This window comes from Myxococcus sp. AB036A (assembly GCF_006547355.1).
In the GTDB taxonomy this organism is placed as follows: Bacteria; Myxococcota; Myxococcia; order Myxococcales; family Myxococcaceae; genus Myxococcus; species Myxococcus virescens.
This window is the reverse complement of sequence record NZ_VHLC01000048.1, coordinates 18,316-43,533: the sequence shown is the minus strand read 5'-3', so window position 1 is coordinate 43,533 and position 25,218 is coordinate 18,316. Positions and strand designations below refer to the sequence as shown.

The following is a 25,218-nucleotide window of genomic DNA, read 5'->3' as shown; positions in this document are numbered from 1 at the left end:
CATCGGTCATTCGTCCTACGGACGGATGGCCGATGCCTGTCGAAGGGCGTGTCCCATAATGTCCTCCGTCATGGACACACGCGCCCTGACAGAACGCCTCACCATCGCGACGCCCTGCGAGATGCGCTGGGAGGACATGAAAGGGGATGCACGTGTCCGGCACTGTGGTGCCTGCAGGCTCTCCGTCCACAACCTGAGCGAGATGACCACGCTGGAGGTGGAAGCGCTGCTCCAGCCCGGTGGGAGCGTCTGTGCCCGGCTCTACCGCCGGCCGGATGGGACGGTTGTCACGGGGGATTGCCGTCGCATCTGGAGCCAGCAGCGAGAGGAGGCGGTCACGCTCCTGGGCACGGCGGCGACCGTGGTGGCCGCGTTCTCATTCCTCGTCTTGATTGTCGCGCTGACAATCACCCTCTACGGCGACCACATCCGGCGCCTCTTCGGCCATGCCACCGTGGGAGCCTTGCCGGCCACGTCGCCGCCCACCGTGAGCGCGCCCTCCCCCTTGCCGGGGGGACACAGGGCTCCATGACTCGCGAGCAGCCGAGGCGGCCGGCTGTCAGGGGCGTTGAGGCGGCACTCTGCACGCGGCATGTCCCATGATGATGTCGCCGTCGACGGTGCTCGTGGGCGTCGGCGTCCATCCGGATGCAAGCCGGGCATCGAGGAGTTCATCTGCGCTGGGGCGGTGGTCCCACACGGAGACCGAAGTGACTCCGCCCAGTCAGGTCGTGTCAAAGACGAGGTAGCTGCCTTCCATCCACGGCATCACCACGTCGTGGGTGAACTCGTCCTGGACGATGACCTCCGTGACATCGCGCGGCGGCGAGCTCGCGAAGCCCCAGAGCACGACGTCCTGGAGCAGCGTGAGGGACGCCAGCTCCTTTTCCAGGGCGGAGCGCGCTTCCTGAGGCAGCGAAGCCCGGTCGGTCAAAGGCGCCATGGTGTCAGCCTACCTCGGAATCGCATCAGCGGGCAGTCGGTCGGACTGCTCCTCGGGGGCCACGGCGCGGGTCTGCACCGTCCGGCTCTCCGTGGGCACCCGCAGGCGGCCCCGGAGAGGGTCGTGCCACCGGGAGAGCACGGCCTTCGCCTGGCTCACCCGTGAAGGCCGATTTCATCGAGCCGTCATCGCCCCTAGAACCGGTGTACCGCCGTGAGCCTCACGACGGGGTGCAGCGTCTGCGTTGTCTCGACAGTGCGCTCGGGCTTCGAAAGCAGACACCAGGAGAACAGCGTGCAGGTCGCGGAGCGCGGCAGCTCGGTCTCCTGCCGGAGGTGGCTGAACCCAGCGCCGCCCGCCAGGGCGATATGCCACTGGTTGCCCAACCGCTGCGAATACCCGATCAGTCCGCTGACGGAGGCGCGGAGCTTCGATACGTCCTCATCCGCGTCGAAGAAGGTGCCATCGCCCTGAACGGACAGGAAGGGGCCCTGGAAGGGCCTCCCGGTCAGATAGACGCGGCCGCCAGCCTGGAGGCCCGTTGCCTTCATGTTCACACCCACGTGCCCGCCTGCGAACACCGAGATGAACGGTGACAGGGGTTGCTCGATGTCCACGATGAAGGCCATTGACGCAGGGGAGACGGAGTCCACCGAGAGCGAGTGCACGCCCAGGGCCGCCGCGCTGCTCAACCTCTGGGTTCCCCCATGGACAGCGGGAGGCGCGGAATGGGGGGCGACAGTCGGTGCTTCCTGGGCGTGCGCGAGCATCGGCGCGGACACGAGGCCAGCAAGAGCACGGACGCGAAGGGCGCTGAGATTCATGTGCCCATACCCATCAAGGGGCATGCCAACGCGAAACCCCACGAAATGACAGAAGGCCGTGTCAGCCACTGTGCATGCAGTTGCACAAGTGCGAAGCCGTGCTCGCGGCTTCAGGGACTCCGCCGGAGGTACCGGTCCAGGAAGGAGAGGATTCTGACGGAGGTTTCCGCCTCGCTCTTCGTGCTGCTGAAGCCATGGCCATCATTGGGGAGGACGAAGTAGTCGATGGGCACGCCGTTCTTCCGGACGGCCTCGACGAGCGCGTCCGTCTTGGCCTTGGGCACGCGCGGGTCGTTGGCGCCCTGGATGACGAGCAGGGGCCTGCGAATCTTCTCCGCATGGAACAGCGGGGAGATTTCTCGAAGCATCGCCTCCTGCGTCTGGGGGTTGCCCAGTTCCTGGTAGAGCGCCTCGCGCAGGGCCTCCTTGTGGGGCGGCAGCTCTCGCAGCGCGCTCAGCCAGTCGGAGATGCCGAACGCATCCACGCCCACGGCGAAGACGTCGGGATGGAACGCCAGCGCCGCGAGCACCATGTATCCGCCGTAGCTGGGGCCCAGGATGCCCACGCGCGCGCCATCCACGTAGGGGAGGGCGGCCAGGTACTTCTTCGCCTCGACGCAGTCCTGGAGCGGCGCCTTGCCGTGCTGCTGGTCATCCGCCGCGAAGAACGACTTGCCGTAGCCCTCGCTGCCCCGGTTGTTGACGGCGAGCACCACGTAGCCGTGGTGGACGAGGACCTGGAAGAAGCTGCTGTAGCCCTTGGAGGACTGTCCTCCCGGTCCCCCGTGGACGAAGACGATGGCGGGGGCGCGCTGCTTCGCGGTGGCCTGATGGGGCTTGTAGAGCAGCGCCGGAATCTCCAGCCCGTCGAAGGACTTGAAGCGCACTCGCTCCGACTCCACCAGGTGCTGGGTGTCCAGAGCCCGGCCCAGCGTGTCGGTCAGCCGGGTGAGCTTCTTCGTCTCGAAGTCGTAGACGTACAGGTTGCCGGGCGAGCGGTCTCCGTCGACGTGGAAGGCCATGCGCTTCTCGCCGCGGGACAGCGTCACACCGGAGATCGCCCCCTCTGGAATCCCTGGCAGGGACACGCGCCTGCCGGCCTTCATGTCGTGGACTCGAAGCGTGGTGCGGCCGTCCTCGTTGACGCGGGTGATGCGCCACGTGCCACGTCGCGAGAACACCGTGGAGAGCACGTCCCAATCCAACTGCTCCACCAACTCGCGCTTCCCGGAGGCAAGCACGTGGCGCTCCACGCGATTGAACTCGGAGCCCTCGTTGGTGAGCAGGTACAGCGCGGAGGACGCTGGGTCGAAGGTCGCCGCCTTCCAACTGGCCGAGCCCTCGTGCGCGGTGAGGTGCCGACGCTGCCGGGTGGCGAACTCGTAGAGGTAGACGTCGCTGTCGGACAGCGTCCGTGACTTCTCCAGCGCCAGCCACTTCTCGTCCGGGGAGAGGGCGCCGGGCACATGCTCGCCATCGCCCGCGTAGAGCAGGGTGCGGGCATACGTCTTGGCGTCGTAGCGGTAGAGGTCCTGGAAGCGCGCGTCGCGCTCGTTGGTGAGGACGTAGAAGGCGGCGCCGTCCTGGCTCCAGCCGAAGAAGGACGCGCGGTGCTCGTCGCCCGGCGTGAGGTCCTTCTCCTGGCCGTCCAGCGTGCGCACGTAGAGGTGGGCGAGCTCGTTGCCTCCCGAGTTTCGCGTGAAGAGGACGCGGTCATCGGTGGGGAAGTAGGCGACGGCGATGGAGGCGTCCTGGGTGGAGCGGGTCAGCTGCGTGGGCTTTCCGCCCGTCACCGGGACGGAGAAGACATTGAAGACGCCGGTCTCGTTCGACGAGTACAGCACCCGCTTCTCATCCGAGGAGAAGGACGCACCGAGCACGGAGGTCGTCTCCATGAACTGCTCGACGGTGTAACGCTTTGCCGGGCCTGGGGGCCTGGTCGTCCCGGCGCGGGGAGCGGACAGCGCCAGTGAGGGGAGGACCACGATGGCGACAAGGGCTCGCGTGAGGGTGGACCAGGAGGTCATGGGGGTTCCACAAGTCGGGCGGTGGAGCAGGGGCGTGCAAGAGACTGTGGCGTGATTGGGGCGGGAGACGAGTTTCCAGATGGACGGCGTGGCACCGCGCCAGGAGGAGGGCTCAGCGCACCCCCCTTGCCTGCGTCGGGTGCGAGGTTGGCTCCGGCGCACAGCCGCCGGTCCCAACTGCTCCGACGCGGGACGTCGCTGCGAAGCGGCGGTGGCACCCGCGTAGGCGGCGCGCCAGGGCGCCGCTGTCAGGAACGGACCGGCCCGGGCTCGCGTCCTCAGAGGGAGCGGGCCTCTGCACCGGTTTTGCACTGACCCCCAGGCTCACCGGTGGAGGAGGTTCCCATGAGATGGATGCGCACGTTGACGTTGGGTGTGTTGGCGATGTCGGGCGGCTGTACCGAGAGCAAGGTGGCAGAGGACCAGGACATCGTCCTGAGCGGACGACTCGTTGACGAGGCGGGCGCGCCGCTCTCGGACGCGCTGCTGAAGCTCTACCGCAGTGAGAACTCCGCGTGCGCGTTCGCTGCCTTCTCGGCGAGCTGGAGGTCGGTAAAGACCCGCGCCGATGGCACCTTCGAGGTCGACCTGCTGGGGGCGGACACCCGCAACGGGAGCATCGCGCGTTGCTTCGTGGCCCGCTCGCCCGAGCAGTCCCAGGGAAGGCGCGTTTCGGCCTTCTTCCTCATCCAGCAGTCGGAGGTCGCGCTGCCCGTCATCCAGGAGTGGACCGGCACGCTGACGGCCACCGCGCAGGCGCAGGGCGTGAGCGTGGGCTTCCGGCCGCTGTCCGCCACCCACGGTGCCGGGAACGATGAGCACGTGTTGTACCTCCACCCGTCGAGCGCCAGGGAGGCCTGGCAGGTGCTCAAGGCCACCTCGCCGGTCCTCCTGAGCGACTACGTCCTCGAGGACGCGGAGGGGCTCAAGGCCTCCCTCATCACCACGCGCGATGTGAATGCGGGGGGCGTGACGGTCGGCCTCACCTATTCCAGCGATGACGTTGTCCTGCCTCGCCGCGCCCTCGTCCCGGCAAGCCGTGGCGCGGCGTGCACCTACCTGAACGCCGAGACGCCCTGCCGCGTCACCAACGGCGACCTCGGCGGGATTGTGCTCTTCCAGGAAGGCGTCCGTGAAGTCGCCGTGCAGCTCTCGCGGCCCGTGGTGCCTCGCAAGGCCGTGCTGCGCAACTTCGGGGTGACGGGCACCATGCGCGAGCTGGTGCTGGAGGGAAGCGCCGACGGCGCCCAGTGGATGCCCCTGGCCAACTTGCTCGATGGCGAGAGTGTGCAGTCCTTCATGGAAGTGGACCTCACGGGCACGACACCGGTGTCGCAGGTCCGTATTCGGGCAACTCCGCAAGAGGCGGTGGGAGCGTTGCGCTCGCTGGGGCAGCTCTCGCTCTTCGAGGAGTGACAGGACCGCGGCCAGGGTTCTTCGTTTCTCGGTGAGGGAAATCGGGGCTCGGCTCCGTTCAGGGGAGTGACGGCGAATCAGCGCCGTCCTTCCTCACGGAGTTCCCGCTATGACGTCGCCCCGTTCATTCCGAGCGCTGGCCTGCACTGGTGCCCTCTCCCTCCTGGGGGCATTCCCCGTATGGGCGGCGCCCACCGAGCCGTCCGGACCGCGCGAGATTGCCCGCATCGGGACTTCTGACAGCCATGTGCTCTGGCTCGAGGGAGAGGGGGGCGCGGTCAACGTGGCCGTCATCGCCCAGTATCCGCAGCGTCCGCTCGTGGCCCCTCGTTTCTTCCAGACACACTCGGCGGCGGAGGTGTTCCTGGCCGTGGCACCCGAGGGGCACGCGCTGCCCCCGGCCCTGGCGGACCACGCGCTCGTCGCGATGGATGAGGGCGAAAGAGCGCAGCTCCGGCGGCAGAACGAGGCAGAGCTCTCCGCCCTACCGACCACCTTCCCCGAGGAGCCTCGCTCGCTCACCGGGAGCTGCTCGGCCTCGAACCGCGCCTGGGCTGCCTCCGTCTATGGGGACCCCACCTGCGGGGACCCAAGCCAGGAGGTCATCCACACGGCCTTCACGAGCGACTACTACTGCAATTCCCCGGACTGTGACTTCCCACTCGGAAGTGAGGACGGCTATCAGTGCTCCCCTCAATTGCTCGCCTGCGACAAGGTTCGTGGCACCGCGACGCGAGTCCGTCTGCGCGCCACCGACTGGAACGGGGCCCTGTCATTCAATCATCCAGGGCACTCCATGCACTTCGCCGTGCTGAACTGCGCGGGCAATGGGCCGGTGACCTTCAACTTCAGCCGAGGCACGGGGGCCGACAGCGTGCAGCTCAACCCTGGACAGATGGGGAACGTCAAGCTCGGGGCGCACATCGCTCCGACCCTCGCCGCCACGCGCGTCACCATGGGCCGGTGGACCGAAGGCCTGCCCGCGAGCGGCTCTTCGTACGTCTCCAACGCCATGTCGGTGGCCGACAATTCTGGCACGGCGGACGCCGTGCTTGCCTGCGGAGACATCATCACCCGTTACACCATGTCGGACCTGACTGTCCCTGCCTGCCACAACTACGCTGACCTCGCGCTCTGCAACGGCACCAACTGCAGCAACGCCTGCTATTACACCTGGTAAAGGGAGGGCTGCTCCGTCCCCGCTTTCGGACGGACTTGCTCCGGGCGAGGGCAAGCTGCTAGGGCACGCGCCCGTCAATGACCAAGACCTCCTTCGGGCGCGCACTCCTCTCGCTGTTGCTGTGCTGTTTGTTCACCACCGCTTGTTCCTCTGAGGGGCCCGTGGGCCCCCAGGGGCCGGCGGGACCGCAAGGGCCGCAGGGCCCCGCGGGCGGGCCTCCGGGGCCGCAGGGCCCCGCGGGTCCGCGCGGAGAGCAGGGCCTGACGGGCCCACGAGGCCCGATGGGCGTGGAAGGCCCGCGCGGCGTCATGGGGCCCCAGGGCGCGCAGGGACCCAAGGGCGACACGGGCGAGCAGGGCCCGCCTGGCGCGACGGGCGCGCAGGGCCCCCAGGGTCCCCGGGGCGACACCGGTCCGGCGGGCCCCATGGGGCCTGTGGGGGAGTCGCCGGAGATCTGCACGCCGGGAGAGTTCTTCTGCGAGGGAACGAGGCTGTGGGCCTGCACGCGCTCGGGGACGGACGCCGTGCTGAACACGAAGTGTGCGGGCGGCACGACGACGAATCCCTTGGGGTGCTTCACGACCGCCTGCCCCCCCGGCGACGCCGCGTGCTGCCGCACCGAGAGGCCCACGTGTCAGTGGTCCATGAGCCGCCCCATCAGCAGCACGGGCGTGGGCTACGAGAACACATATGGCGGCGTCGTTACGCCTGAGCGCTTCTACTGTTACGCGCCCTCGAGCTGCCTCTCGACGGATTCCTTCACCGTGCAGATGGGAATCACGGGCCATAGGAGCGTCACCTGTGGCGCGGTGTTCTCGACGCTGGTCATCCGGTTGACCCGGCCGATGACGGCGCCGGGGCAGGTCTTCACCCTGCCGAACTCCAGGGTGTCGCTCTCCCTGTTCGCGGATGACAACGCCCGGGCCTGCTCGAACTGGACGGGCACCGTGACCTGGCATTCCGAGGTCCCGGCCTGGAGCGTCAGCGTCAACGCGACCTGCTCGGAGACGGGCAAGAGCCACATCCAGCTTGTGGGCACCTACAGCGGCGACACCTGAGCCTCCCACGGCCCGCCCACGCCCAGTCCTCACCCGGCTGGGCGTGGCTGTTGGACGCTGGAGCCGCGCCGGTCCGGACGTCATGCAAGGCCAGGACCGTACGGGGCGCTTTCCCCGGGATTCCGAGCTCGCGGGCGGACCTTGCCTCCACGCCGCAACCATCTCTCGCCGCAATAAGGGAATCAGGGCGTCAGGCCGCTTGAGTCATGGCCCCCACGTTCGTGGGAGGCCTTTGCTCGCGAGGTCCACGATGCCGTCCATGTTGCGTCCGTCCTGGGGGCTGCTTTCCTCCTGCGTCCTGTTGCTGTCCACGCTCTCCGCCTGCGACGAATCCGGCCCCACTCCTGATGCAGGGACCTGGCTTCCCGAGGACTCGGGGTCGCCGGACTCCGGCGCTCCCGATGCGAGCGCGGAGGCGCCGTGGGATGGCGGCTACACCGTGCTGGAGGAACACGGTGACTGGATTGACCGGGGCCGTTACTCGCCATGCGACTTCAATCAGCAGGGAGACCCCACCACCATCCGGTGTGATGACCTGTCGCGCTACGACGTTTCGCAGTGCTCACCGGAGGCGCTCTCCCAGGTGGCGCAGCACGGCATCTACCTGGCCGACATGCGAGGTGAGCGCCTGCTGTCTGACGGAGGGACCCAGATTGCCCCCGACTTCACCACCTACCAGCTCTTCTCCGACGGAGGGACGGACACGCTCAACGGCCAGCCGTTGCTGACGCGGCACACGGACGGTGGGAGCTTCTTCGTCGTTGGCAGCCGCACCAATCCCTTCAATGGGGCCGTCACTGTCACCGCGCTCGCCGGCTGCCAGGTGCCCTCACCCGGCATCATCACGGGCTGCTACGCCCGCTGCACCAACGGAAGGTTCAGCCGGGCCGGCACCTTCGAAGCGCGGCGCATGCCCTCACAGCGAGGGGAGGGAGAGTCCTCGGGCGGGCTGCGCCTCATCTCCGAGTCCCCCGTCGCACTGGGGGATGCCGTGGACGTCTATGTCACGAAGAACCACGCCTACGTCGTCTCCATCGACGACCTTGGCGGCACCAGCAACGGCGGACTCACCGTCTTCGACGTGAGTGACAGGGCGCACCCCATCTTCAAGGCCTCCATCAGTCTGCCGGGGGACTCGAGCTGGAATGGCGTGTGGGCCAAGGAGGATGCCCTCTACATCGCCGGCAACCGCGCGGGCGTCGTCGTCTATGACATCTCCAACCCCGCGCAGCCTGAGTACGTGCGCCACCTGCCCGCGGGGCAGGGGGCGCACACCGTGCTGGTGGATGGAAACCGGCTCTATGCGATGTCACCCGGCGAGGTGACCTATGTGCACGACGTCACCTCGCCGCTGGCGCCCGTCCTGCTCCAGCTCATCACCGTGCCGTCCGAGTTCTCCTCGGGGGGCGCGCATGACGCCTTCGCGTACGAGGGCCGCCTCTACGTCAGCAATGGCTTCGGTGGTTACTCCATCATGGATGTCACCGACCTCGACAACGTGCGGCACCTGGGCCAGTACGTGCACGGCTTCAACGTCTTTGCGCACCACAGCGCCGTGGGGACCTTCGCCGGGCGCAATTTCGCCTTCGAGGGCACTGAATTCAATGGCAGCCACCTGCGCGTGCTGGACGTCACCGACCCGGCGAACATCGTCAAGATGGGTGAGTTCCGCCTCAGCCCCGTCACGTCCATCCACAACCTGATTCTGAAGGGCCACCTGCTCTACATCGCCTGGTACCACGAGGGCGTGCGCGTGCTGGATGTGTCCAACCCCACGAAGCCGCGCCAGGTGGCGCACTACAACACCTTCCGTGAGAGCGACCTTGGCCGCACGGACAACCTTTTCGAGGGCACCTTCGGCATCCGAGTGCCCGGCGACGGGTATGTGTACGCCGCCGACTCCGTGCGCGGCCTGCTCATCCTCAACGAACTCTGAGCGACCCACGGCGTCGCTGGAGCAGTGGAGGCTCTGAGGTCACGCCTCAGCGGGCCGCGGCCTTGGCGCGCTCGACCTGGCGCGCCCGGGCGCAGCCTTCGTTGACGCCCAGGTCGCACGCCTTCTTCAAGTCGGACAGCGCGGACTTGAGGTCCCGCAGGTGGTAGTGCGTCCCGCTGCGCTCCATGTAGGCCAGCCCGTGGTCGGGATTGCGTTCGATGAAGGCATCCCAGAGCGGAAGGATTTCCTTGAAGCGCCGCTCGCGCGCCAGGGCGTAGTCCCGTTGCTGCACGGTGCGGAAGTCCTCCGCCCCCTCGCCTTGCTTCTCCTCGGCTCGTGCCTCCGCCTGCTGTGGAGATTTGACGACCCATGCACGCCGCCGCGCCACCTCGGGGTTGCCTGGAGCGAGCTCCCCAGCCAGTTCCAGCAGGCCCAACGCTTCCTCACGGCGTCCGGCCTTGTGCGCCTCCCAGGCGTCGTAGATGACCCCCTTCACCACGTGGTCCCGCAGGGTCCGTCCGTCCGAGTCCGTCGCGTCCAGCCGCAAGGCGTGCAGGAGGTCCTTGCCCGCGGGTTCCCACTTCCGGCTGTTGGAGAAAATCCGAGCCCGTTCGAAATAGACGGACGCACGAGCGGGCCGCAGGGCCACGGCCCGGTTCGCCTCCTCCAGCGCGGCGTCCAGGGCCTTGGTGCGGCGCAGTTGCTTCGCCCGAGCCAGCCTGAACTCCCAGTAGTCGCCAGCTGACAGTGCCTGGGCGAGCAGGACCAGCCCCTGGTCGTGCTTGCCCTGGACCGCCAGGTCGTGTGCGCGGTCAAAATCGGCGAAGCCGCGCAGGAAGCCCATCTTGGGGTGAGCAAGGCTCTGCGCCTCGGCGAAGGCGTCCATCTTCTCGTAGGTGCCGCCCCAGCGGGGGGCGAGACCGTGGAGATAGACGGCCCGGACGTCCGCACACGTGGGGCACTGCTCCATGGCGCGGGTGTAGGCGCGTTCGCGAGCCTCGTCGTCGCCCAGCGCGTTCGCCACGTAGATGAGCGGCCGCGCCGCCGCGACCGCCTTCGGCTGGAGCGACCACGCTTGGACGAGATCGGGCACCGCGCGTTCGAAGGCGTCATGCATCCCGGCGAATTCCTCCTTCGCCGTTGCCCACACGGTCTTCCCCCCGCGGCGCAGGTATCCCACCGACACCCAGTGGGTCCCCCTCGCGAGGTAGGGCGCGAAGGAGCGCGGTGACGCTTCCACCCAGGCGTCGAGGAGCTCCGTCGATTCGGAGGAGCCGTTGCCGAGCGCCAGGATGCCATCCGTCATCCAGTGCTCGTCCTGGGGGTTCGACTCCATGCCCCACTGGAGCTGCTCGACCGCCAGCGTCAGCTCCTCGAACTGGCGCCGGAGCAGGAGCGAGCGCAGGGCCACCCCGTCCACATGCCCCTGGGGGACTTTGCCCTCCTCGCGCCCGGCAAGCGTCACAATGGGAAGCCCTTGCGGCGCGGGGCCGGGGGCGGGTGTCAGGACGGGCTCCTGGCGCGCCGCGATGCGCGCTTCGACCTCGGCGCTCCGCGTTGCCCGTGAAGCGGTCACGGCAAGTCCGGCGCCCAGGCCTATTACGAGGACTCCCGCGCCGAGCGCGGTACGAAGAGATGGCATTGAGCCTGGCATCCTACTCAATACAGGCCGCTGCGTGCCTTCCCGGCCGTCTTCTGGACAGGGACCGTGGACCGGGGCAGATGTGTGCATACCGATGGCCTCCCGTCCTCCCTCCGGCCGTGCCTCTTCCCCCCGGACGCAGAAGACGAAGCAGCTCCCTGCCGGCGCCCGGCGCGCCGTGAGGAAGGATTCCAGTCCGGGCTGGGGCCGCTGGATGTTTGGCGGGTGGCTGCTGTTCGTCGTCTGGCTCAGCGTGGAGTACGTGCGGCTGCCCGACGTCCGCTCGCTCCAGACGCAGAACCCGCGCACCACCGCGCTCATCACGCAGCGGGCCGAGGAGGCGCTGGCGGAGGGGAAGAAGCCCCGTGTGCGGCAGACCTGGGTGCCCCTGGAGGCGGTGGCGCCGCACGCGGTGGATGCCGTGCTGAGCTCCGAGGACGCGCGCTTCTACAAGCACGAGGGCGTGGATTGGATCGAGGTGGAGAACGCCCTCGAGCAGTCCGTGCGGAAGGCGCGTCTGGGCCGCGGCGCGTCCACGCTCACCCAGCAGTTGGCCAAGAACCTCTACCTCTCCACGGACCGCAGCCTCCTGCGCAAGGGCAAGGAGTTGCTGCTCGCCCGCCAACTGGAGACCCATCTGTCCAAGCAGCACATCCTCACGTTGTATGTGAATGTGGTGGAGTGGGGAGAGGGCGTGTATGGCATCGAGGCCGCGGCGCGTGAGCACTTCGGTACCTCGGCGCGGGCGCTCTCCGTGGCACAGGGGGCGATGCTCGCGGGAATGCTGCCCGCCCCACGCCGCTGGCTGCCCGCCCAGAAGCCCGAGACGCTGCGTATCCGGGCTGGCGCCATCATCGGGAGGCTTCAGCGCGAGGGCCGCATCACCGCGACGCAAGCCCGCGAGGCTCAGGCCGAACTCTCGCGCTTCTTCGGCGAAACCTCCGTGCCCGGCTCCGTGGTGGAGGCCATCTCCCGGCTCTCCTCGGAGAGCTGACCCGCGGACCCGGCCGGGCTTGCCTCGAACGATGGGGACCGCGCCGCGGGGCCTCCCGCTACTTCGGCGTGTTGATGAGCGTCAGCCGGTGTGGCTCCGGCGTCGCCCAGTTCTGGGGGCTGTTTCCAGACAGCGCAACCCCGTCGAGGATCACGTTGCTGTCGAAGAAGTAGAGTGCCCCGCCCTCCGGTGCCCTGTTGTTACGGAACTCGCCGCCGCGGAACGTCCATTGGTTGCTGGCCGGGAGGTGCGCGGTGTTGACCGCGCCGCCCACGCCTCCGAACTGGGTTCGCGGACCGGTGCATTCGTTGCCGTGGAAGATGTTCCCGGTGGCGATGCCCGAGCTGGTCGGCGCAATCAGCATCAGCGCGCCGCCGAACGCGGGCGCCTTGTTGAAGCGGAACTCGTTGTGGTTCAGGTTCACGTTCCCGCGTGAGCCAATCCAAAGCGCGCCACCGGCGTTCTCGGAATAGGAGCCCTCCGCGCCCGCGCCGTTCTCGCCGTCAATCTTGTTGCCGTACTCCAAGATGCAGTGTTCCAGGAAGTCCGACCCGGCGTCCGACGTCGCCGCCAGGCGCAGTCCAGCCCAGCCTCGGGAGGGATTGTTGGCGGTGAAGACAATGGGGCTGGCCGCGGTGCCCTGCGCGGTGATTCGCCCATGCACGGCGAGCTTGTGGTGTCCCATGAAAATGAGATGGACGCCGGGCTCGATGGTGAGCCGGCTCCCCGCGGGCACCGTTAAGTCACCCGTCACGTGATACGGCGAGCCCGCGCGCGTCAGTGTGCGCGTCGTGAGGCTTCCGGAGAGATTCGTCCCAGCGGACGTGCTCACCGCGACCGTGGTGCTCGCGGCGGTGCTGCCGCTCTCGTTGGTCGCCGTGAGGGTGTACGTCGTCGTCGCTGTCGGGCGGACCTGCACCGACCTTCCGGTCACCTCACCCACGCCGTAATCGATGGAGACGTCCTGCGCGCCGGTGATTTCCCAGGACAATTCGGCGGACTCGCCCGGAGCGATGGTCGCCGGGTTTGCTTCGAAGCGCAGGATGTTGGGGCGGTCCGGGACTGGATCCGGCGAACTGCAGGCGGTGGCGACCGCGACAACGGACGAGAGGGCCAGGACGAAACGACGCGAGGGGAGCATGCGCACGTTTTATCTCAACAGGGGAGGCCCGATAACCGGGATGGGAAATGGGCCCCCACGCGCCGTCCCAAGGCCCTGATGCCTGCGACGAACGGTCAGCGTGAGTGGCTCAGCATCCACGTGTCGATGTCATGGCCCGCGGAGCCGCTGTAGGTCCTGGACCAGGAGTCATGTCTGTGAATCAACATCCAAGTGCCAGCGGGTTTTCCTGGCGTGCCTACATCCACGTCGCGTCACACCGGGGACACATCGTGGCGCGCTCATACTCCTCTCGTGGGCCCTCGAAGCCACAGGCGTAGCAGGTCCGCAGTGTCTTCAAGACATGCGCTGCCATGGCAGGCGTGGGCTCCGTGCTCCAACTGGGCGCGGCGCTGGCGGCGGGGAGGGCCATCCCCGGCTCCCAGACGAGCTCGCATTGCAGGTCGGACAGTGGCTCCACGGGGCCGTCGACCACGGCTGCGATGAAGGCTGTCGGAAGCGTGGCCGCCGCGTGGCGCTTCACAGCCAGGCTGCCCGGTGAAACCTGGGGTCCCATCTTCATGTAGGCAGTGACACTCAGGCCCCCAGACATCACGGTGTTGAGCAGCGATTCACCGAGGTCGATTCCCATGGAGACCTCGCCCGACACCGCCTTCATGTCACTCTCCTTGGGAATCTCCAGGGTGTCGAAGAGCTTCCACGCGGGCCGCACGCGCGCGGCGTTGGGGTGAAGAATTGATTCCACCTGGAAGTGGACTTCATCGAACTCCGGGGGCAGCTCGAGCGGAAGCCGCCACCGCACCACGCGACCTCCCGCAAGAGATGGCAGCGGGAACTGGCCCAGCAGCCGGTGCGCGGAGCCCTGCTTCTGCCTGCCCATCACCAGCACGGACGGCGGGGTGGTGGCGAGGGGCTCGAAGGCGGCCTGGAGCCACACGACGGCGGTGGCCTGCCCGAGTGGATTGCGAATCACGGGCTCCACGTGCAGGTGGACGGAGCCGAACTCTCGGGGGGGACGCCCGACGTGGTCGAGGACGTCAGCGTAGAAGTCATCCATGCCGCGCATCCTCGCCGAGCCAGTGGCGTATGGACAAACGGGAATCTCCGGCCTCACTCACTGCCGCCACTCGTGCATGCGGTCATGTGTGTGGCCGGTCGCGGACGCCGTCGTCAGGGTCCGCGCCATGCCCGCCACGCGCTACGGCTTCATCGATACGAGGTGATGCGCGCGGGGGCGAAGTCCTCCGATGCGTACATCAACCGGAAGGGCGAGGTGGTGCTGCGCTGGTCGTGGAGAGTGGGAAGTTCGGCTTCGTGGACGAGTCTGGCGCGTGGATGGCGGGATGATGGGCGGCCTCTGACAGCCAGGCCATGCCCCGCCACGGCGTCTCTGGGCGCGGTATCCATGCTCCGGGACTGGCGCTCCGCCCGTGGACGCTCCGGCCCGCGCAAGTAGGCCAGAACACGGGCGGAGAGGGCTGGTCCAACGGCTGCAACGGGAGCGGGACCCCTTTCACCTGAAGGTTCATCCCATGCAGCGCTTTGTCTCCTCCGCTCTTGTCGTCGTCCTGTTCACCGGCTGCGCCAGCTCGACGGTGATTCGCTCCAGTCCCAGCGGCGCCAAGGTCCGGTCGCGCTCGGGCGAAGTGCTCGGCCGGACGCCGTACGAGTACAGCGACTCGGCCACCGTCAACAACACGGAGAGCTTCACCTTGGAGTTGGACGGCCACGCTCCCGAGTACGTCACCATTCGGCGCGATCAATGGAGCGGGGCACGCACCGCGGGCGGCATCGTCGGAGGACTGTTCGTCTTCCCCGTCTTCGCCACCCTGTTCTGGGCGGCGGACTACCGGGAGTCGTACCACGTAGAGCTCACCGCGCTGCCCGACAGCGAGCCGGAAGCGCCCGCGCCGCCCGTCCGGGCGCGCCGCGCGAGCAGCGAGAAGTCGCCCACGCCCCGCCGCTGACCAACAAGCTCACGGCGCCTTCGGCCGCGAAGCAGAAGCTGTTCGTCGACAAGCCGGGCAGCCCCTTCCAGAAGGACACCTTCGGCGGAACGGTGAGCGGCAACGTGGGCTCGATGCAGGCCTCTACCTCGAGCTACAGCGGCAGTGGCGTGCACCATTACTCGGTCCAGGCGGAGCTGCGTGGGCCTCACGTCGGCTACGAGCTGCAGAAGACGCACGCGGACCGGCTGCACGGCTCGGTCACCGGGGGCGCGGTGGCGGGCGCGGCGGCCCAGGCGGGCGGCAAGCCCGGCCTGGAGAATGGCTTCCTCAGGCACTCCGCGGACGTCAACGCCGTCGCGGGCGTGGGTACCCACGTGAAGGCCGACGTGGCGGTCGACCTGCGTCACTACCTGAAGCCGGGCATCGCGGCGGGCCTGCGCCCCGCGCTCGCTGGCGCCACGAGTGTGGCCTCGCCCGCGAGTACCATCGAGCCGGAGAAGTCGCGCGTCGAGAAGTTCTTGGCCAAGGCCTTACATGCCCGCCGAGCGGCGGCCACGATTCCCGCCGCCTCCACACTCAGAAGCCCAGCAATCTCATTGGGTTGCTGGGCTATTTCGTTGCCCTCGTGTCCTCATGTGCCCCTGCGGCGTCCGCGGGGGGCAAGTCCCGAATCCTGTGTAGTTGGTTCGGAGGGGGGCAGGGGAGGAAAGCTCCTTGGCTGCATCGAATCGTCGGCGTGTGGCAGCGGGTGAGCGGGAGCGTGGAGGAGTTCAGGCCTTGAGCGGGACGGCGCGCGCTGGGCGCATGCATTGAGGCGCTGTCATTCGTGGGGGATAGTCGCGCCGATGCTCATCGGGATTCCCGCACTCGACGCGACGGACTGGCCACGGCTGGTACACGCCTATGGCCGCGCCACTGACACGCCTGTACACCTTCGTGCCCTGCTCACCGAGGACGCGCGGGCCCGCGGCGCAGCCATGCAGCACCTGTGGTCTGCCATCATCCATCAGGGCACCGTCTTCCCCGCGACGGCTCCGGTTGCACTCGTGATTCTCGGGGTGCTCGACGATGCGAGGCTGGATGCGGGCGAGGAGCCTGTTCGCGCGGAGTTGCTCTTGTTCCTGACGCGTGTGGTGGACGCCTTCGAGCGGAGCGGCGCGACGATGGAGGACCTGGAGTCGATGGCCCGGTTCGACCTGGGGCCGCTCCTGGACGCGGACGACGATGATGCCATCTACGAGGACGAGGACGCCTCGAACGCGCTCCATGCGCAGTCCGTGCTGGCGTGTGCCCGGGTGGCGCCGTTCCTGACCCGCTCGCTGCTGGCCAACCTGGACCATCCGGATGCCCGGGTGCGGATGCACGCGGCGATGGCCGCCACCGCGCTCGCCACGTCACCGGCGTCGGACGTGCGACCGGACGAACTGGTGGAGCGGCTGGCGGAGATGGCGACGCGGACGGTGGATGTGGCGGAGCGATGCTCCCTGCTCCTGGCACTGGGAGAGCTCAACGTACCCCTGGAGCGCTTCCTGTCGGATGCGGAGCCCTCGGTGCGCCTGTGCGCGGCGATGGCGCCGTCCCTGGCTCGAAGCGAGGTCGCGACACGCGAGTTGCGCACCGCGCTGGAGCAGCATGCCGCGCACATCAACGACTGGTTCCCGGTGAAGCCGCCGCAGTTTCCGATGCAGCCGCGCTTCACGGTCGTCCAGCGGCTCCTGGAGCTCGTCCCCGACTTCGACCTCGTGGTGGACGCAGCCGTGGCGGTCGCGCGGACCACCAAGAAGTCCTGGGTGGACTTCGAGTGGGGCCCCCTCCTCGTTCACGCCTTTCCGAGTGGAGATGGGGTGGTGAGGACAGAAGCACAGCGGCGCTTCCTCGCCGCGCTCGTGGACACCTCGCACCTCTGGGACCCGCGCTTCGGCAACGCCGGGGGGCACTTCCGGAAGGCCGGGCTCCCCTATGAGCGCGAGGCGTGCGCGAGGCTCGTGAGCACGGCGTGAAGGGGCGGGCTGACACGCGCCCTGCTGATTGGGGCGGGTGTGATGACGAGTGGTGTCTTCGGGCTCGCGTGGACGGTGGACCACTTCGGGCAACCAGTCCCGATGAGTCCGGCAGACGATATGTGATTGTCGCGTACAATCCGGAGTCCTGCCCGATTCTGCACAAGCACTTGGCATACGTGCTCGCGCCTGGCGGGGAACTCCTTGGCCCACGACTCGTCGGTCGCTAGAATCACCAGGGGCCAGCAGCAACAGCGTTTGGGATTAGACAATGTCAAGCGGGTAGGGGTTTCCACGAGTCCACCCGCTGGATGTTTGCCCTAGAGTGCCTCCAACTCGTATGCATTGGGGGTGCGCCATGGCGATCACGACCCGACAGCCTGTCTTTCATGCAATGCGAAGTCTGCTGGGCATGGGCTCTGCCTCCAATGCAAAAAGTGCCGCGCCGAGTGCGACGACCGCGACGAAGGCGTCTGACGCAGCCCCGGATTGGAGAGCGACGTCGGCAAACCTCATGGAGTCCTTCATCCAGTCCGGATACGTGATTGGAATCAACAAGCCGGGCATCGCGAATCTCGAAAAGAAGGTCATGAGTGAGATGGAGGCATTCATTCGTGACAACCCGAAGCTGTCGGCGGTGGAGCTCGACAAGGCGGCGAAGCGGGTCACGATGCGTCACCTGTCCATGGCGAGGACGGATGGCCAACGGGAGGCGAAAATCAAGGCTCGCCTTCAGGAGCTCCAGCAAGACCGCTGGGGTTGATGGCTGTCCGTCAGGTGATGCTGTGTGCGGGGCCCCGCGAAGCGGGCGCCCCGAGGTGTTTCAGGGCGCGGGGACAATCCAGTACACCGCGAACTCATCGTCTTGATACAGCAGCGGGAGTTCTCGGGGGCAGGTCACCGCCTCGAATGGCGGCCGACGCAGCGGCCAGGCCCACCCAGCTCACCAGGCAGGCGACAAGCGTGGCCACGAGGAAGCCGACTGCCGCCCGCGGCAGCGCCCTGGCATGCCACGGGCCCAGGATGATGGAGAGGGGATCGGTGATGCGCCTTGAGCGCGCCTCTGAGTAGCACTATCTCAGTGAATGCCGTCAGTTCTGATACCTGCTCGTGTGTTGAATAAGCAGACGGGAGAATCACCGGCGCGGGCTCATGTGCCGTGCGAAAATGGCGGTTGGCCAGCAGGCCTTGCGCGAAGGGCGGGCTCCAACTCGGCTTGATGCGCTGCAATGCCGACGTGGCGGCTTCCCTCCAAGGGGAGGGAGCTGGTGCTCTCGTCGTCGTCTGGCAGCGCAACGCTTCGGTGGGCCCAGGCCCCTGTGTCAGGGGCCTGGGCAGGTCCGACTCACCGTCAGGTGAGCCGGACCGCGGTTACTTCCTGCGCTTGAAGGAGTCGAGCGAGGGGCAGTAGGTGGCGTACCCGTGGCCGGTGATGTCGCCATTTTCGTAGAGGCCATTCAAGTCGAAGGCCACGAAGTGCGATTCGGGAGGGGTACCGCTCAGGACGCAGGTGGGGCAGAGCGAGGCGGCCACAGGTGTGAAGGTGAGGCTCGTGCTGTGCAGGAAGTACGCAGTAGTGAGCACGCCCTCGAAGTCGACGAGCGTCGCTGTCGGCTCGCCCGACATGGTTCCTACCTGCGGCGTTGCGTCCACCGGCATCCTCACCTTGTGAACGTTGACCAACTGCGGCGGGAGCGGCGAATCCTCGGTGGGGCACTCACCCGGCGCGCCGTTGTTGAACTCGATCCAAAGCTCCCACGGCGCCTCCGGGTTGTCCGTCTCTTCATATCCGAAGTAGGCGCTGGTCAAGACACGCTGGTTCTCGCCCAATCGAATCGTGGTCGCGGTTTCCTGGCACTCGCCCTCGCAAACGGTGAACGGGTCCGGGGCAGTGCCCCCGTCCAGGTCGGTGCCCCCATCCGGGTCGGTGCCAGCGTCGGGGTCAGTGCCCCCGTCCGGGTCGGTGCCAGCGTCCGGGTCGGTGCCAGCGTCCGGGTCGGTGCCCCCGTCCGGGTCGGTGCCAGCGTCGGGGTCAGTGCCAGCGTCCGGGTCAGTGCCCCCGTCCGGCTCGGTGCCCGCGTCAGGCTCGGTGCCCGCGTCAGGCTCGGTGCCCGCGTCAGGCTCGGTGCCAGCGTCGGGCTCAGTGCCGGCGTCAGACTCAGTGCCAGCGTCGGGCTCAGTGCCAGCGTCGGGCTCAGTGCCCGCGTCCGGCTCAATGCCCGCGTCCGGCTCAACGCCTGCGTCGGGCTGAACACCCGCATCAAATCCCGCGTCCGGCGTCGGATCGACGTCATCGGAACCACAGCCGGAAAGTGCGGGAGCGACTGTGAGGGAGAGTATCAACAGGGAGCGTATCGAGAGTCGCAGGTTCATTTCGTTGATTGTCACGGGTTTCTCGCGGAGATGCGAGGGGGCCCGGCCTTCTTTGTTACAGCTTCGTTGCATCAAGGCGGACGTGTCCACATGCCGCGAACACGGTTCCGGGCGGTCTCCAGCGCTTCACGCCGAGCTTTCACGATGTTTCCGGGACTGGCCCGGATGCAATATCCCATCCCAACCCGCACCACACCTGCAGTCCCGTCCGTCCAAAGGGGGGCGACGCTCCATGGAGCCGTCTCGCATGGCCTGATGGAGCCCCGCATCGGCTGGGGTTCACTGCATGTCACAGGGGCGTTGACGCGGCGGCGCGATGCACCACGGCCTCCAGGGAAGGTCGCCAGCGGGCGAACCCGCTCGCCTGCTTTTCCCTCGCGTCCGGCACCGTCTGCCTGGCTCGACTTCGGTTCATCACGAGTGTTCGGTGCCATCGGAAACAGTTCTCAACTTGCGCTGGATTCGAGGCTCGCTACGCGCCGGTAGCGGTTGGTGCGTGCAGTCGCTCCCCAGAGCAATTAGAGCCCGATGCACGCCATGAACCCGTTCCCCGTGCATCGCGTCTCAGGCCTGCTCCTTGTGTTCTCGCTCGTCTCAGGAGGCGACGCAGGCGCGGCGCCCGCGGATGCCCCCCTGGTGTCGGAGGCGTGCGTCGAGGCCGTTCCCGCGGAGCCCCGGCTCCTCGTGCCGGAGCTCGTGCACCCGCCTCGCCGCGCCATCTGGAACGCGCCGGACGGAGGAGGGCGCAACTTCGTTGTGCCCATCGTGGAGATGGGCGCCTTCCACGCCATCTTCTGGGGGACGGCGAAGCTCCTCGGCAAGCCCTACGCGGACATCTCGCTGGAGACCATGCGTCGCAACGTCGCCGATGGCTGGGTGTGGGACGAGGATGCGTTCGCGACCAATGCGCTCGGGCACCCCTACCAGGGCTCGTTGGCCTACACCGCGGCGCGCTCAAGCGGCTTCGGCTTCTGGGGCTCGGTCCCGTTCACGGTCGCGTCAAGCGTGTTGTGGGAGCTGTTCATGGAGTCTGAGACTCCATCCACGAACGACCTCATTACAACGTCCATCGGGGGCGTCGTGCTGGGCGAGGTCCTGCATCGCACCGCGCTCGCGATTCTCGACGAAGGCGAACCCACGGTGGCGCGCTCGGTGCTCTCGCTGCTCGTCGAACCCGCGGGCGGCATCAACCGTTACCTCTTTGGCCGTCGCAAGAACGACTTCCTCCCGGTACAGGGGAACTTCCTCCAGTTGATGGCCGGCTTCACGAGCAACGTCGACAACTACAACGACATCGACGGCACGCGCTTCGATGTTCCCAACAAGATGGAGGGGCACCTCGGCGTCGAAATGGTCTACGGCCCCCCGCAGCTCACCACGGGCGACTATGACCAGCCTTTCGACTACTTCACGCTCTTCGCGCGAATGGGCTTCTCGCGTGACACGCTGACGGTGGGATTCTTCAGCCGGGGGCTTCTCTACGGCGACCGCTTCAAGTTCCGCTCCATTTCGGGGCTCTGGGGCTTGATGGCGGGCTACGACTTCGCCAATCCGAACACGCTGCGCGTTTCCACGGTCAGCCTGGGCATCGGCGGCGTGGCGCAGGTTCCTCTCACGTCGCAGCTCACCCTGGACGTCAACGCGAACATGGCCGGGGTGCCGTTCGGCCATGGCGGCGGTCTCACCTCGCCGGAGTCCGCTCGTGACTACCACTTCGGGCCCGGGGCGCAGTCGGCCTTCGAGCTGGGCCTGGTGCGGCGGGGTGTCGGGCGCGTCGGCGTGTCCGTGCGCAACTATCTCATCTCGGGCGCCTTCCTCGGTGAGGGCGTGGAGCTCATCACCTATGCCACCGCGCGTGCCGAGCTCCTGCTCGCCGGCCAACATGGCGTGGCGCTCGAAGCCTTCGTCGCCAACCGCGCGGGAGAGTTCGGCAGCGTTTCCGACACCATCCGCCAGCGTGCGACGCAAATCCGTCTGCTGTGGACGGTCTCGAAGGGCTCGGGCTTCGGAACGCGCTGAGGACCCGCGTGAGCGAATTCCAGCCCGAGCGCGACTCCCACTGCTCGCGCTGACCGCCCGGCTCGGCTTTGAAGCCGGAGCGCAGGTGGAGCGCCCGTCAGGTCCGGCTTTCGGTGACGCGGGCGGCCGTACTCGCCGCGAGCCGCCAGCCCCTGGCCCGCTCCTGTTCCTGCCAGAGCGCTGCGTAGACGCCGCGCTTCGCGAGCAATTCGTCGTGCGTGCCTGACTCCGCGACGCGCCCTTTGTCGAGCACGATGATGCGGTGCGCCCGCCGCACGGTGCGCAGCCGATGTGCGATCACGACGACGGTCTTCTTCCTGACCAGTTCGTCGATGGCGCGCTGGATTTCAGCCTCCGCCGACGCGTCGACGGAGGCAGTGGCCTCGTCGAGAAGCACAATGGGGGCGTCCTTGAGGATGGCACGTGCGATGGACAAGCGCTGGCGCTCACCCCCCGAGAGGGTTCCTCCTCCTTCTCCAAGCAGGGTGTCGTAGCCGTTCGGCAAGGCGGTGATGAAGTCGTGGGCGCGCGCTGCCCGCGCTGCACGCTGGACTTCCTCGAGCGAGGCGTCGGGCCGTCCAACGCGCAGGTTATCGAGGATGGTCCCGGAGAAGAGGACGACGTCCTGGAACACCATCGCGAGGTGCTGGTGCAGTTCCTCGAACGGAATGTCCCGGATGTCGACGCCGCCGATCCGGATGGCACCCTGGCGCGGGATGTCCCACAGCCGCGCCACGAGGTGGACCAGCGTCGACTTCCCTGAGCCCGAGGCACCGACGAGCGCGGTCAACGAGCGCTCGGGGAACGTCACCGAGACGCCGTCGAGCACGGTCGCGTCTTCGTACGCGAAGGACACTGCGTCGACCTCCACGTCGAACTTCTGGATCGACGCCGCTCTTACGGACGGTTCCGCGAGCGGCTTCTCCGCGAGTAGCCGGTCAACGCGACCGAGTGCGCGCTGAGACGCTCGAAGCATGAGCAGTGCCACACCGAGATCCGAGACCTGACGAACGACTCCGACCGTCACGATGAGGAAGACGAGCAGCACCCCGGGCTGAATCGAACCGCGCAACGCCAGGGTGCTTCCTGCGTACGCCACCGCGACGAAGCTCATCTCGACGACGAAGCCGAACACGGCGAGCAGCGGGGAGGGCAAGACATCGGCGCGGATGAGGGCGTCGCGCAGGCGCTCCATTGCCTTCACGAAGCGCTGGTAGACCTCGCCGTGCCGGCCGAACGCCCGGAGCACGGCGATGCCCTGCACGTATTCGACGACGCGGGCGTTTACATCCGCCGAGGCCTCGAGCACGGCTTCGAACTCACGAACGAAGAGGGGCGTGGTCGCTGCCAGCACGAGGAGTGCCACCGGTAGGGCGGCGAGGACGACGAGCCCCAGGCGCCAATCGAGGAAGCAGAGGCCGAGACCGACGAGCATCGGCAGTGCGAAGCTCGCCGTGAAGATGCCGATGGTGTGCGACCACACGTCTTCGACAAGCGCGACATCGGTGGTGAGCACGCCTGCCAGTTCACCGCTCCTTCGCTGCGTGAAGAAACCCATGGGCAGGCGTCGCAGGTGGTCGGCGGTGCGGATGCGCGCTTGCCCCATGAGCGCGTGCGCGGCGACGAAGATGTTGGACATCGCTCTGATGGAGAACGCCAGGCGCAGCAGCACCGAGAGCGCGATGCCGCCGGTGAGCCACCACGTCAGGTGCATCGAGAGCCGGTGCTCGAGCGCTTCACGAACGAAGAAGAGGACCAGTGTGTAGGGCGCGGCGACCGCGAGTGCCTCGGCAAAGGCGAAGAGAAGTCCGCGCCGGAGCCGTGCGTCATTTCGGCCCGCGAGCCGCTCGCCGAGCATGAAGAGTTCCCTGAGCATCACACCACCTCCTTCTGAATGTCAGGAGTGGCCGGATCGCCCAGTGACCAGTCGAGCGCTTCGGTGTGGCTGCGCCAGAGTTGCTGGTACAAGGCGCAGCGCGCGAGCAATTCGTCGTGCGTCCCCTGGTCATTCACGTGCCCGCCGTCGAGGACGACGATGTGGTCCGCGGTGGCGATGGTCGAAAGCCGGTGCGCGACGACGAGCACCGTCCGTCCCGCGCATAGCTCGGACAGCGCTTCTTGGATGCGCGCCTCATTCTGGGGGTCGGCGAAAGCCGTCGCCTCGTCGAGCAGCAGCACCGGGGCGTCCTTGAGGAGCGCCCGCGCGATGGACAGGCGTTGCTTCTCGCCCCCGGAGAGGCGGGCGCCGCGCTCACCGAGCAGCGTGTCGTACTTCCTGGGAAGCGCCTGGATGAAGTCGTACGCACGCGCGGCGCGACACGCGGCATCGACTTGCGCATCGGTGGCATCGGGCCGAGCGAGACGCAGGTTCTCGCGAACGGTGCCGTGGAAGAGGAAGACGTCCTGGAACACCATCGAGAGGTGGGAGAGCAGTTGGTCGAGCTGGAGCGCGCGCACATCGACGCCGCCGAGTTCAACCGCGCCGTTCGTCGCCTCCCAGAGCCGGGGCACGAGCCTCACGAGCGTCGTCTTGCCAGCGCCCGAAGGTCCGACCAGTGCCGTGACCTTGCCCGCGGGCGCTTCGAAGGAGACGTCGCGGAGGACCTCTGAACCGCCGTCCTCGTAACGGAAACTGACGCCACGGAACGCGATGCCATCGTGCGTGGGCCGCGCGGCGCTCGTGGGCGTCTCGAGATCGGGCGCCGCGAGGATGGCCTGGATGCGCGCGTTGCCCGCCTGGATGCGGTCAACGTTGCCCCACGCGAACATCAGCCGCATCATCGACATGAGGAGCTGTGGCCCGAGTACGAGGAAGAGTACGAGCGACTCGAGCGAAAGCGTGCCGCGCGTGTAGAGCCAACCGCCCATGGGGACGAGGACGACGAGGCTCGAGCCGATGAGCGCGCCGAACGCGCCGTAGCCACGGCCGTTGGTGCGCATGAAACCCTCCATCCACGCGAGCCCTTCCTCGATGGAGCGCGAGAGGTCGCTGAAGCGCCGCGCGGACAGGCCGAAGGTCTTGATGACGTGGATGCCCCGCAGGTATTCGAGCAGCGAGCGGTTCATCCGACTCTGGATCTCGTTCCACTGTTGATGGGCCTTGCCGACCTCTCGCATGGCGACGGCCATCGCCAAGACAGCGAGCGGCGCCATCACGAGGCTGGCAAGGGTCATGCGCCAGTCAATCCACAGGAGGGCGACGGCCGTCGCGAGCGGGACGACGAGCGCGGTGACCGCATCCGGGAAGTGATGAGCGACGAACGCCTCGATCTGGTTCACGTCGTCCATCAGTGTCTTCTTCAGTTCGCCCGCCCCACGACGGCTGAAGAACGAAAGCGGAACGGCGCCGAGCTTCTTCGCGAGCCGCACGCGCAGGTCATGGAGGATGCGGAACGCGGCGACGTGCGCCAGCACGTTCGCGGCAGCGACGAGGATGTAACGCAACGCGAGCGCACCCGCGGCGAGGAGGGCGAGCGCGCGAACCGCGTCGAGGTCCGGCGGCGCCGCGTAGATGGAGGTCGCCATGCGTGCGACGACGAAGAACGGCACCAATGCGAGGGCTGCCGCCAACGTCGACGAGAGCGCGGCCCCAGCGACGAGTGGCCCCTGCGGTCCGAGAAGTGCCCCAATGTCCCGGAGAGGGCGTTCCTGGGCCCGCGTGGCGGAGGAGTCGGCGCTCATGCTCGCCTCCCTCTGTGGGGGCCGCTGCGGCTGGGGTGCGATCGTTCCGTCCATGC

General features: G+C 67.7%; 20 protein-coding genes. 11 read left to right on the top strand and 9 right to left on the bottom strand.

Features of this window, described 5'->3' with window-relative positions; all coding sequences use genetic code 11:
* Positions 1-70 precede the first annotated feature (70 nt).
* Positions 71-532 carry a hypothetical protein gene (locus tag FL344_RS20345; protein WP_228565223.1) on the top strand — a complete coding sequence of 154 codons (462 nt, stop codon included), beginning with the start codon at positions 71-73 and terminating at the stop codon, positions 530-532.
* A 192-nt stretch (positions 533-724) separates the two neighbouring features.
* On the opposite strand, the gene FL344_RS20340 is transcribed toward FL344_RS20345, so the two are convergent.
* The 3 genes from FL344_RS20340 to FL344_RS20330 all read right to left on the bottom strand — a co-directional run bounded on the left by FL344_RS20340 (position 725) and on the right by FL344_RS20330 (position 3,794).
* A complete protein-coding gene (locus FL344_RS20340) occupies positions 725-943 on the bottom strand; it encodes a hypothetical protein (protein ID WP_141619699.1) in 219 nt (72 codons plus the stop codon).
* A gap of 194 nt (positions 944-1,137) precedes the next feature.
* Complete coding sequence (locus tag FL344_RS20335; protein WP_228565222.1) at positions 1,138-1,635, bottom strand: hypothetical protein; 498 nt, start codon at positions 1,633-1,635, stop codon at positions 1,138-1,140.
* Between the two features lie 242 nt (positions 1,636-1,877).
* Positions 1,878-3,794: a S9 family peptidase gene (locus tag FL344_RS20330; protein ID WP_194863177.1), complete on the bottom strand. Its 1,917-nt coding sequence runs from the start codon at positions 3,792-3,794 to the stop codon at positions 1,878-1,880.
* 345 nt (positions 3,795-4,139) lie between these two features.
* Between FL344_RS20330 and FL344_RS20325 the strand changes: the two genes are divergently transcribed.
* The 4 genes from FL344_RS20325 (at position 4,140) to FL344_RS20310 (ending at position 9,384) form a co-directional block, all read left to right on the top strand.
* A complete protein-coding gene (locus FL344_RS20325) occupies positions 4,140-5,210 on the top strand; it encodes a hypothetical protein (protein WP_228565221.1) in 1,071 nt (356 codons plus the stop codon).
* Positions 5,211-5,319: 109 nt separating this feature from the next.
* Positions 5,320-6,390 (top strand): hypothetical protein, encoded by a 1,071-nt coding sequence (locus FL344_RS20320; protein WP_228565220.1) that lies wholly within the window; start codon positions 5,320-5,322, stop codon positions 6,388-6,390.
* Positions 6,391-6,671: 281 nt separating this feature from the next.
* Positions 6,672-7,448: a collagen-like protein gene (locus tag FL344_RS39925; RefSeq protein ID WP_228565219.1), complete on the top strand. Its 777-nt coding sequence runs from the start codon at positions 6,672-6,674 to the stop codon at positions 7,446-7,448.
* A 250-nt stretch (positions 7,449-7,698) separates the two neighbouring features.
* On the top strand, positions 7,699-9,384 hold the full coding sequence (locus FL344_RS20310) for an LVIVD repeat-containing protein (protein WP_141619696.1): 1,686 nt from the start codon (positions 7,699-7,701) through the stop codon (positions 9,382-9,384).
* Between the two features lie 46 nt (positions 9,385-9,430).
* On the opposite strand, the gene FL344_RS20305 is transcribed toward FL344_RS20310, so the two are convergent.
* Positions 9,431-10,960 carry a DUF4034 domain-containing protein gene (locus FL344_RS20305; RefSeq protein ID WP_228565218.1) on the bottom strand — a complete coding sequence of 510 codons (1,530 nt, stop codon included), beginning with the start codon at positions 10,958-10,960 and terminating at the stop codon, positions 9,431-9,433.
* Between the two features lie 160 nt (positions 10,961-11,120).
* On the opposite strand from FL344_RS20305, the gene mtgA reads away from it, so the two are divergent.
* Positions 11,121-12,020, top strand: a complete 900-nt coding sequence (gene mtgA / locus FL344_RS20300; RefSeq protein ID WP_141619694.1) for a monofunctional biosynthetic peptidoglycan transglycosylase — start codon at positions 11,121-11,123, stop codon at positions 12,018-12,020.
* Between the two features lie 58 nt (positions 12,021-12,078).
* Here the strand turns inward: mtgA and FL344_RS20295 are convergent, their stop codons facing one another.
* Both FL344_RS20295 and FL344_RS20290 read right to left on the bottom strand, forming a co-directional pair.
* Positions 12,079-13,161 (bottom strand): hypothetical protein, encoded by a 1,083-nt coding sequence (locus tag FL344_RS20295; RefSeq protein ID WP_141619712.1) that lies wholly within the window; start codon positions 13,159-13,161, stop codon positions 12,079-12,081.
* Between the two features lie 217 nt (positions 13,162-13,378).
* Positions 13,379-14,197, bottom strand: a complete 819-nt coding sequence (locus tag FL344_RS20290; RefSeq protein WP_141619693.1) for a hypothetical protein — start codon at positions 14,195-14,197, stop codon at positions 13,379-13,381.
* A 475-nt stretch (positions 14,198-14,672) separates the two neighbouring features.
* Here FL344_RS20290 and FL344_RS20285 point away from each other — a divergent pair, with 475 nt between their 5' ends.
* The 4 genes from FL344_RS20285 to FL344_RS20270 all read left to right on the top strand — a co-directional run bounded on the left by FL344_RS20285 (position 14,673) and on the right by FL344_RS20270 (position 17,852).
* Positions 14,673-15,107, top strand: a complete 435-nt coding sequence (locus FL344_RS20285; protein ID WP_228565216.1) for a hypothetical protein — start codon at positions 14,673-14,675, stop codon at positions 15,105-15,107.
* Between the two features lie 92 nt (positions 15,108-15,199).
* A complete protein-coding gene (locus FL344_RS20280) occupies positions 15,200-15,841 on the top strand; it encodes a hypothetical protein (RefSeq protein ID WP_228565215.1) in 642 nt (213 codons plus the stop codon).
* Positions 15,842-15,934: 93 nt separating this feature from the next.
* Positions 15,935-17,089: a hypothetical protein gene (locus FL344_RS20275; protein WP_228565214.1), complete on the top strand. Its 1,155-nt coding sequence runs from the start codon at positions 15,935-15,937 to the stop codon at positions 17,087-17,089.
* A 358-nt stretch (positions 17,090-17,447) separates the two neighbouring features.
* Positions 17,448-17,852: a hypothetical protein gene (locus FL344_RS20270; protein WP_153881179.1), complete on the top strand. Its 405-nt coding sequence runs from the start codon at positions 17,448-17,450 to the stop codon at positions 17,850-17,852.
* A 608-nt stretch (positions 17,853-18,460) separates the two neighbouring features.
* Here the strand turns inward: FL344_RS20270 and FL344_RS20265 are convergent.
* Positions 18,461-19,477, bottom strand: coding sequence for a hypothetical protein (locus FL344_RS20265; protein WP_228565213.1), 1,017 nt, complete (start codon positions 19,475-19,477; stop codon positions 18,461-18,463).
* A gap of 522 nt (positions 19,478-19,999) precedes the next feature.
* Here FL344_RS20265 and FL344_RS20260 point away from each other — a divergent pair.
* The gene (locus FL344_RS20260; protein ID WP_228565212.1) at positions 20,000-21,481 is read left to right on the top strand and encodes a DUF3943 domain-containing protein; all 1,482 of its coding nucleotides are present in this window, start codon (positions 20,000-20,002) and stop codon (positions 21,479-21,481) included.
* A gap of 97 nt (positions 21,482-21,578) precedes the next feature.
* On the opposite strand, the gene FL344_RS20255 is transcribed toward FL344_RS20260, so the two are convergent.
* Positions 21,579-23,357 (bottom strand): ABC transporter ATP-binding protein, encoded by a 1,779-nt coding sequence (locus tag FL344_RS20255; protein ID WP_141619686.1) that lies wholly within the window; start codon positions 23,355-23,357, stop codon positions 21,579-21,581.
* Positions 23,357-25,162, bottom strand: a complete 1,806-nt coding sequence (locus tag FL344_RS20250) for an ABC transporter ATP-binding protein (protein ID WP_141589182.1) — start codon at positions 25,160-25,162, stop codon at positions 23,357-23,359. The genes FL344_RS20255 and FL344_RS20250 overlap by 1 nt, the downstream gene beginning before the upstream one ends.
* Positions 25,163-25,218: the final 56 nt, after the last annotated feature.

Coding starts and splice junctions, on each gene's coding strand:
- FL344_RS20345 (WP_228565223.1), top strand. CDS start 71: ATGGACACACGCGCCCTGACAGAACGCCTCACCATCGCGACGCCCTGC.
- FL344_RS20320 (WP_228565220.1), top strand. CDS start 5,320: ATGACGTCGCCCCGTTCATTCCGAGCGCTGGCCTGCACTGGTGCCCTC.
- FL344_RS20295 (WP_141619712.1), bottom strand. CDS start 13,161: ATGCTCCCCTCGCGTCGTTTCGTCCTGGCCCTCTCGTCCGTTGTCGCG.
- FL344_RS20250 (WP_141589182.1), bottom strand. CDS start 25,162: ATGAGCGCCGACTCCTCCGCCACGCGGGCCCAGGAACGCCCTCTCCGG.
- FL344_RS20340 (WP_141619699.1), bottom strand. CDS start 943: ATGGCGCCTTTGACCGACCGGGCTTCGCTGCCTCAGGAAGCGCGCTCC.
- FL344_RS20330 (WP_194863177.1), bottom strand. CDS start 3,794: ATGACCTCCTGGTCCACCCTCACGCGAGCCCTTGTCGCCATCGTGGTC.
- FL344_RS20270 (WP_153881179.1), top strand. CDS start 17,448: ATGGCGATCACGACCCGACAGCCTGTCTTTCATGCAATGCGAAGTCTG.
- FL344_RS20260 (WP_228565212.1), top strand. CDS start 20,000: ATGAACCCGTTCCCCGTGCATCGCGTCTCAGGCCTGCTCCTTGTGTTC.
- FL344_RS20290 (WP_141619693.1), bottom strand. CDS start 14,197: ATGGATGACTTCTACGCTGACGTCCTCGACCACGTCGGGCGTCCCCCC.
- FL344_RS20255 (WP_141619686.1), bottom strand. CDS start 23,357: ATGCTCAGGGAACTCTTCATGCTCGGCGAGCGGCTCGCGGGCCGAAAT.
- FL344_RS39925 (WP_228565219.1), top strand. CDS start 6,672: ATGGGCGTGGAAGGCCCGCGCGGCGTCATGGGGCCCCAGGGCGCGCAG.
- FL344_RS20285 (WP_228565216.1), top strand. CDS start 14,673: ATGCAGCGCTTTGTCTCCTCCGCTCTTGTCGTCGTCCTGTTCACCGGC.
- FL344_RS20275 (WP_228565214.1), top strand. CDS start 15,935: ATGCTCATCGGGATTCCCGCACTCGACGCGACGGACTGGCCACGGCTG.
- FL344_RS20310 (WP_141619696.1), top strand. CDS start 7,699: ATGCCGTCCATGTTGCGTCCGTCCTGGGGGCTGCTTTCCTCCTGCGTC.
- mtgA (WP_141619694.1), top strand. CDS start 11,121: ATGGCCTCCCGTCCTCCCTCCGGCCGTGCCTCTTCCCCCCGGACGCAG.
- FL344_RS20325 (WP_228565221.1), top strand. CDS start 4,140: ATGAGATGGATGCGCACGTTGACGTTGGGTGTGTTGGCGATGTCGGGC.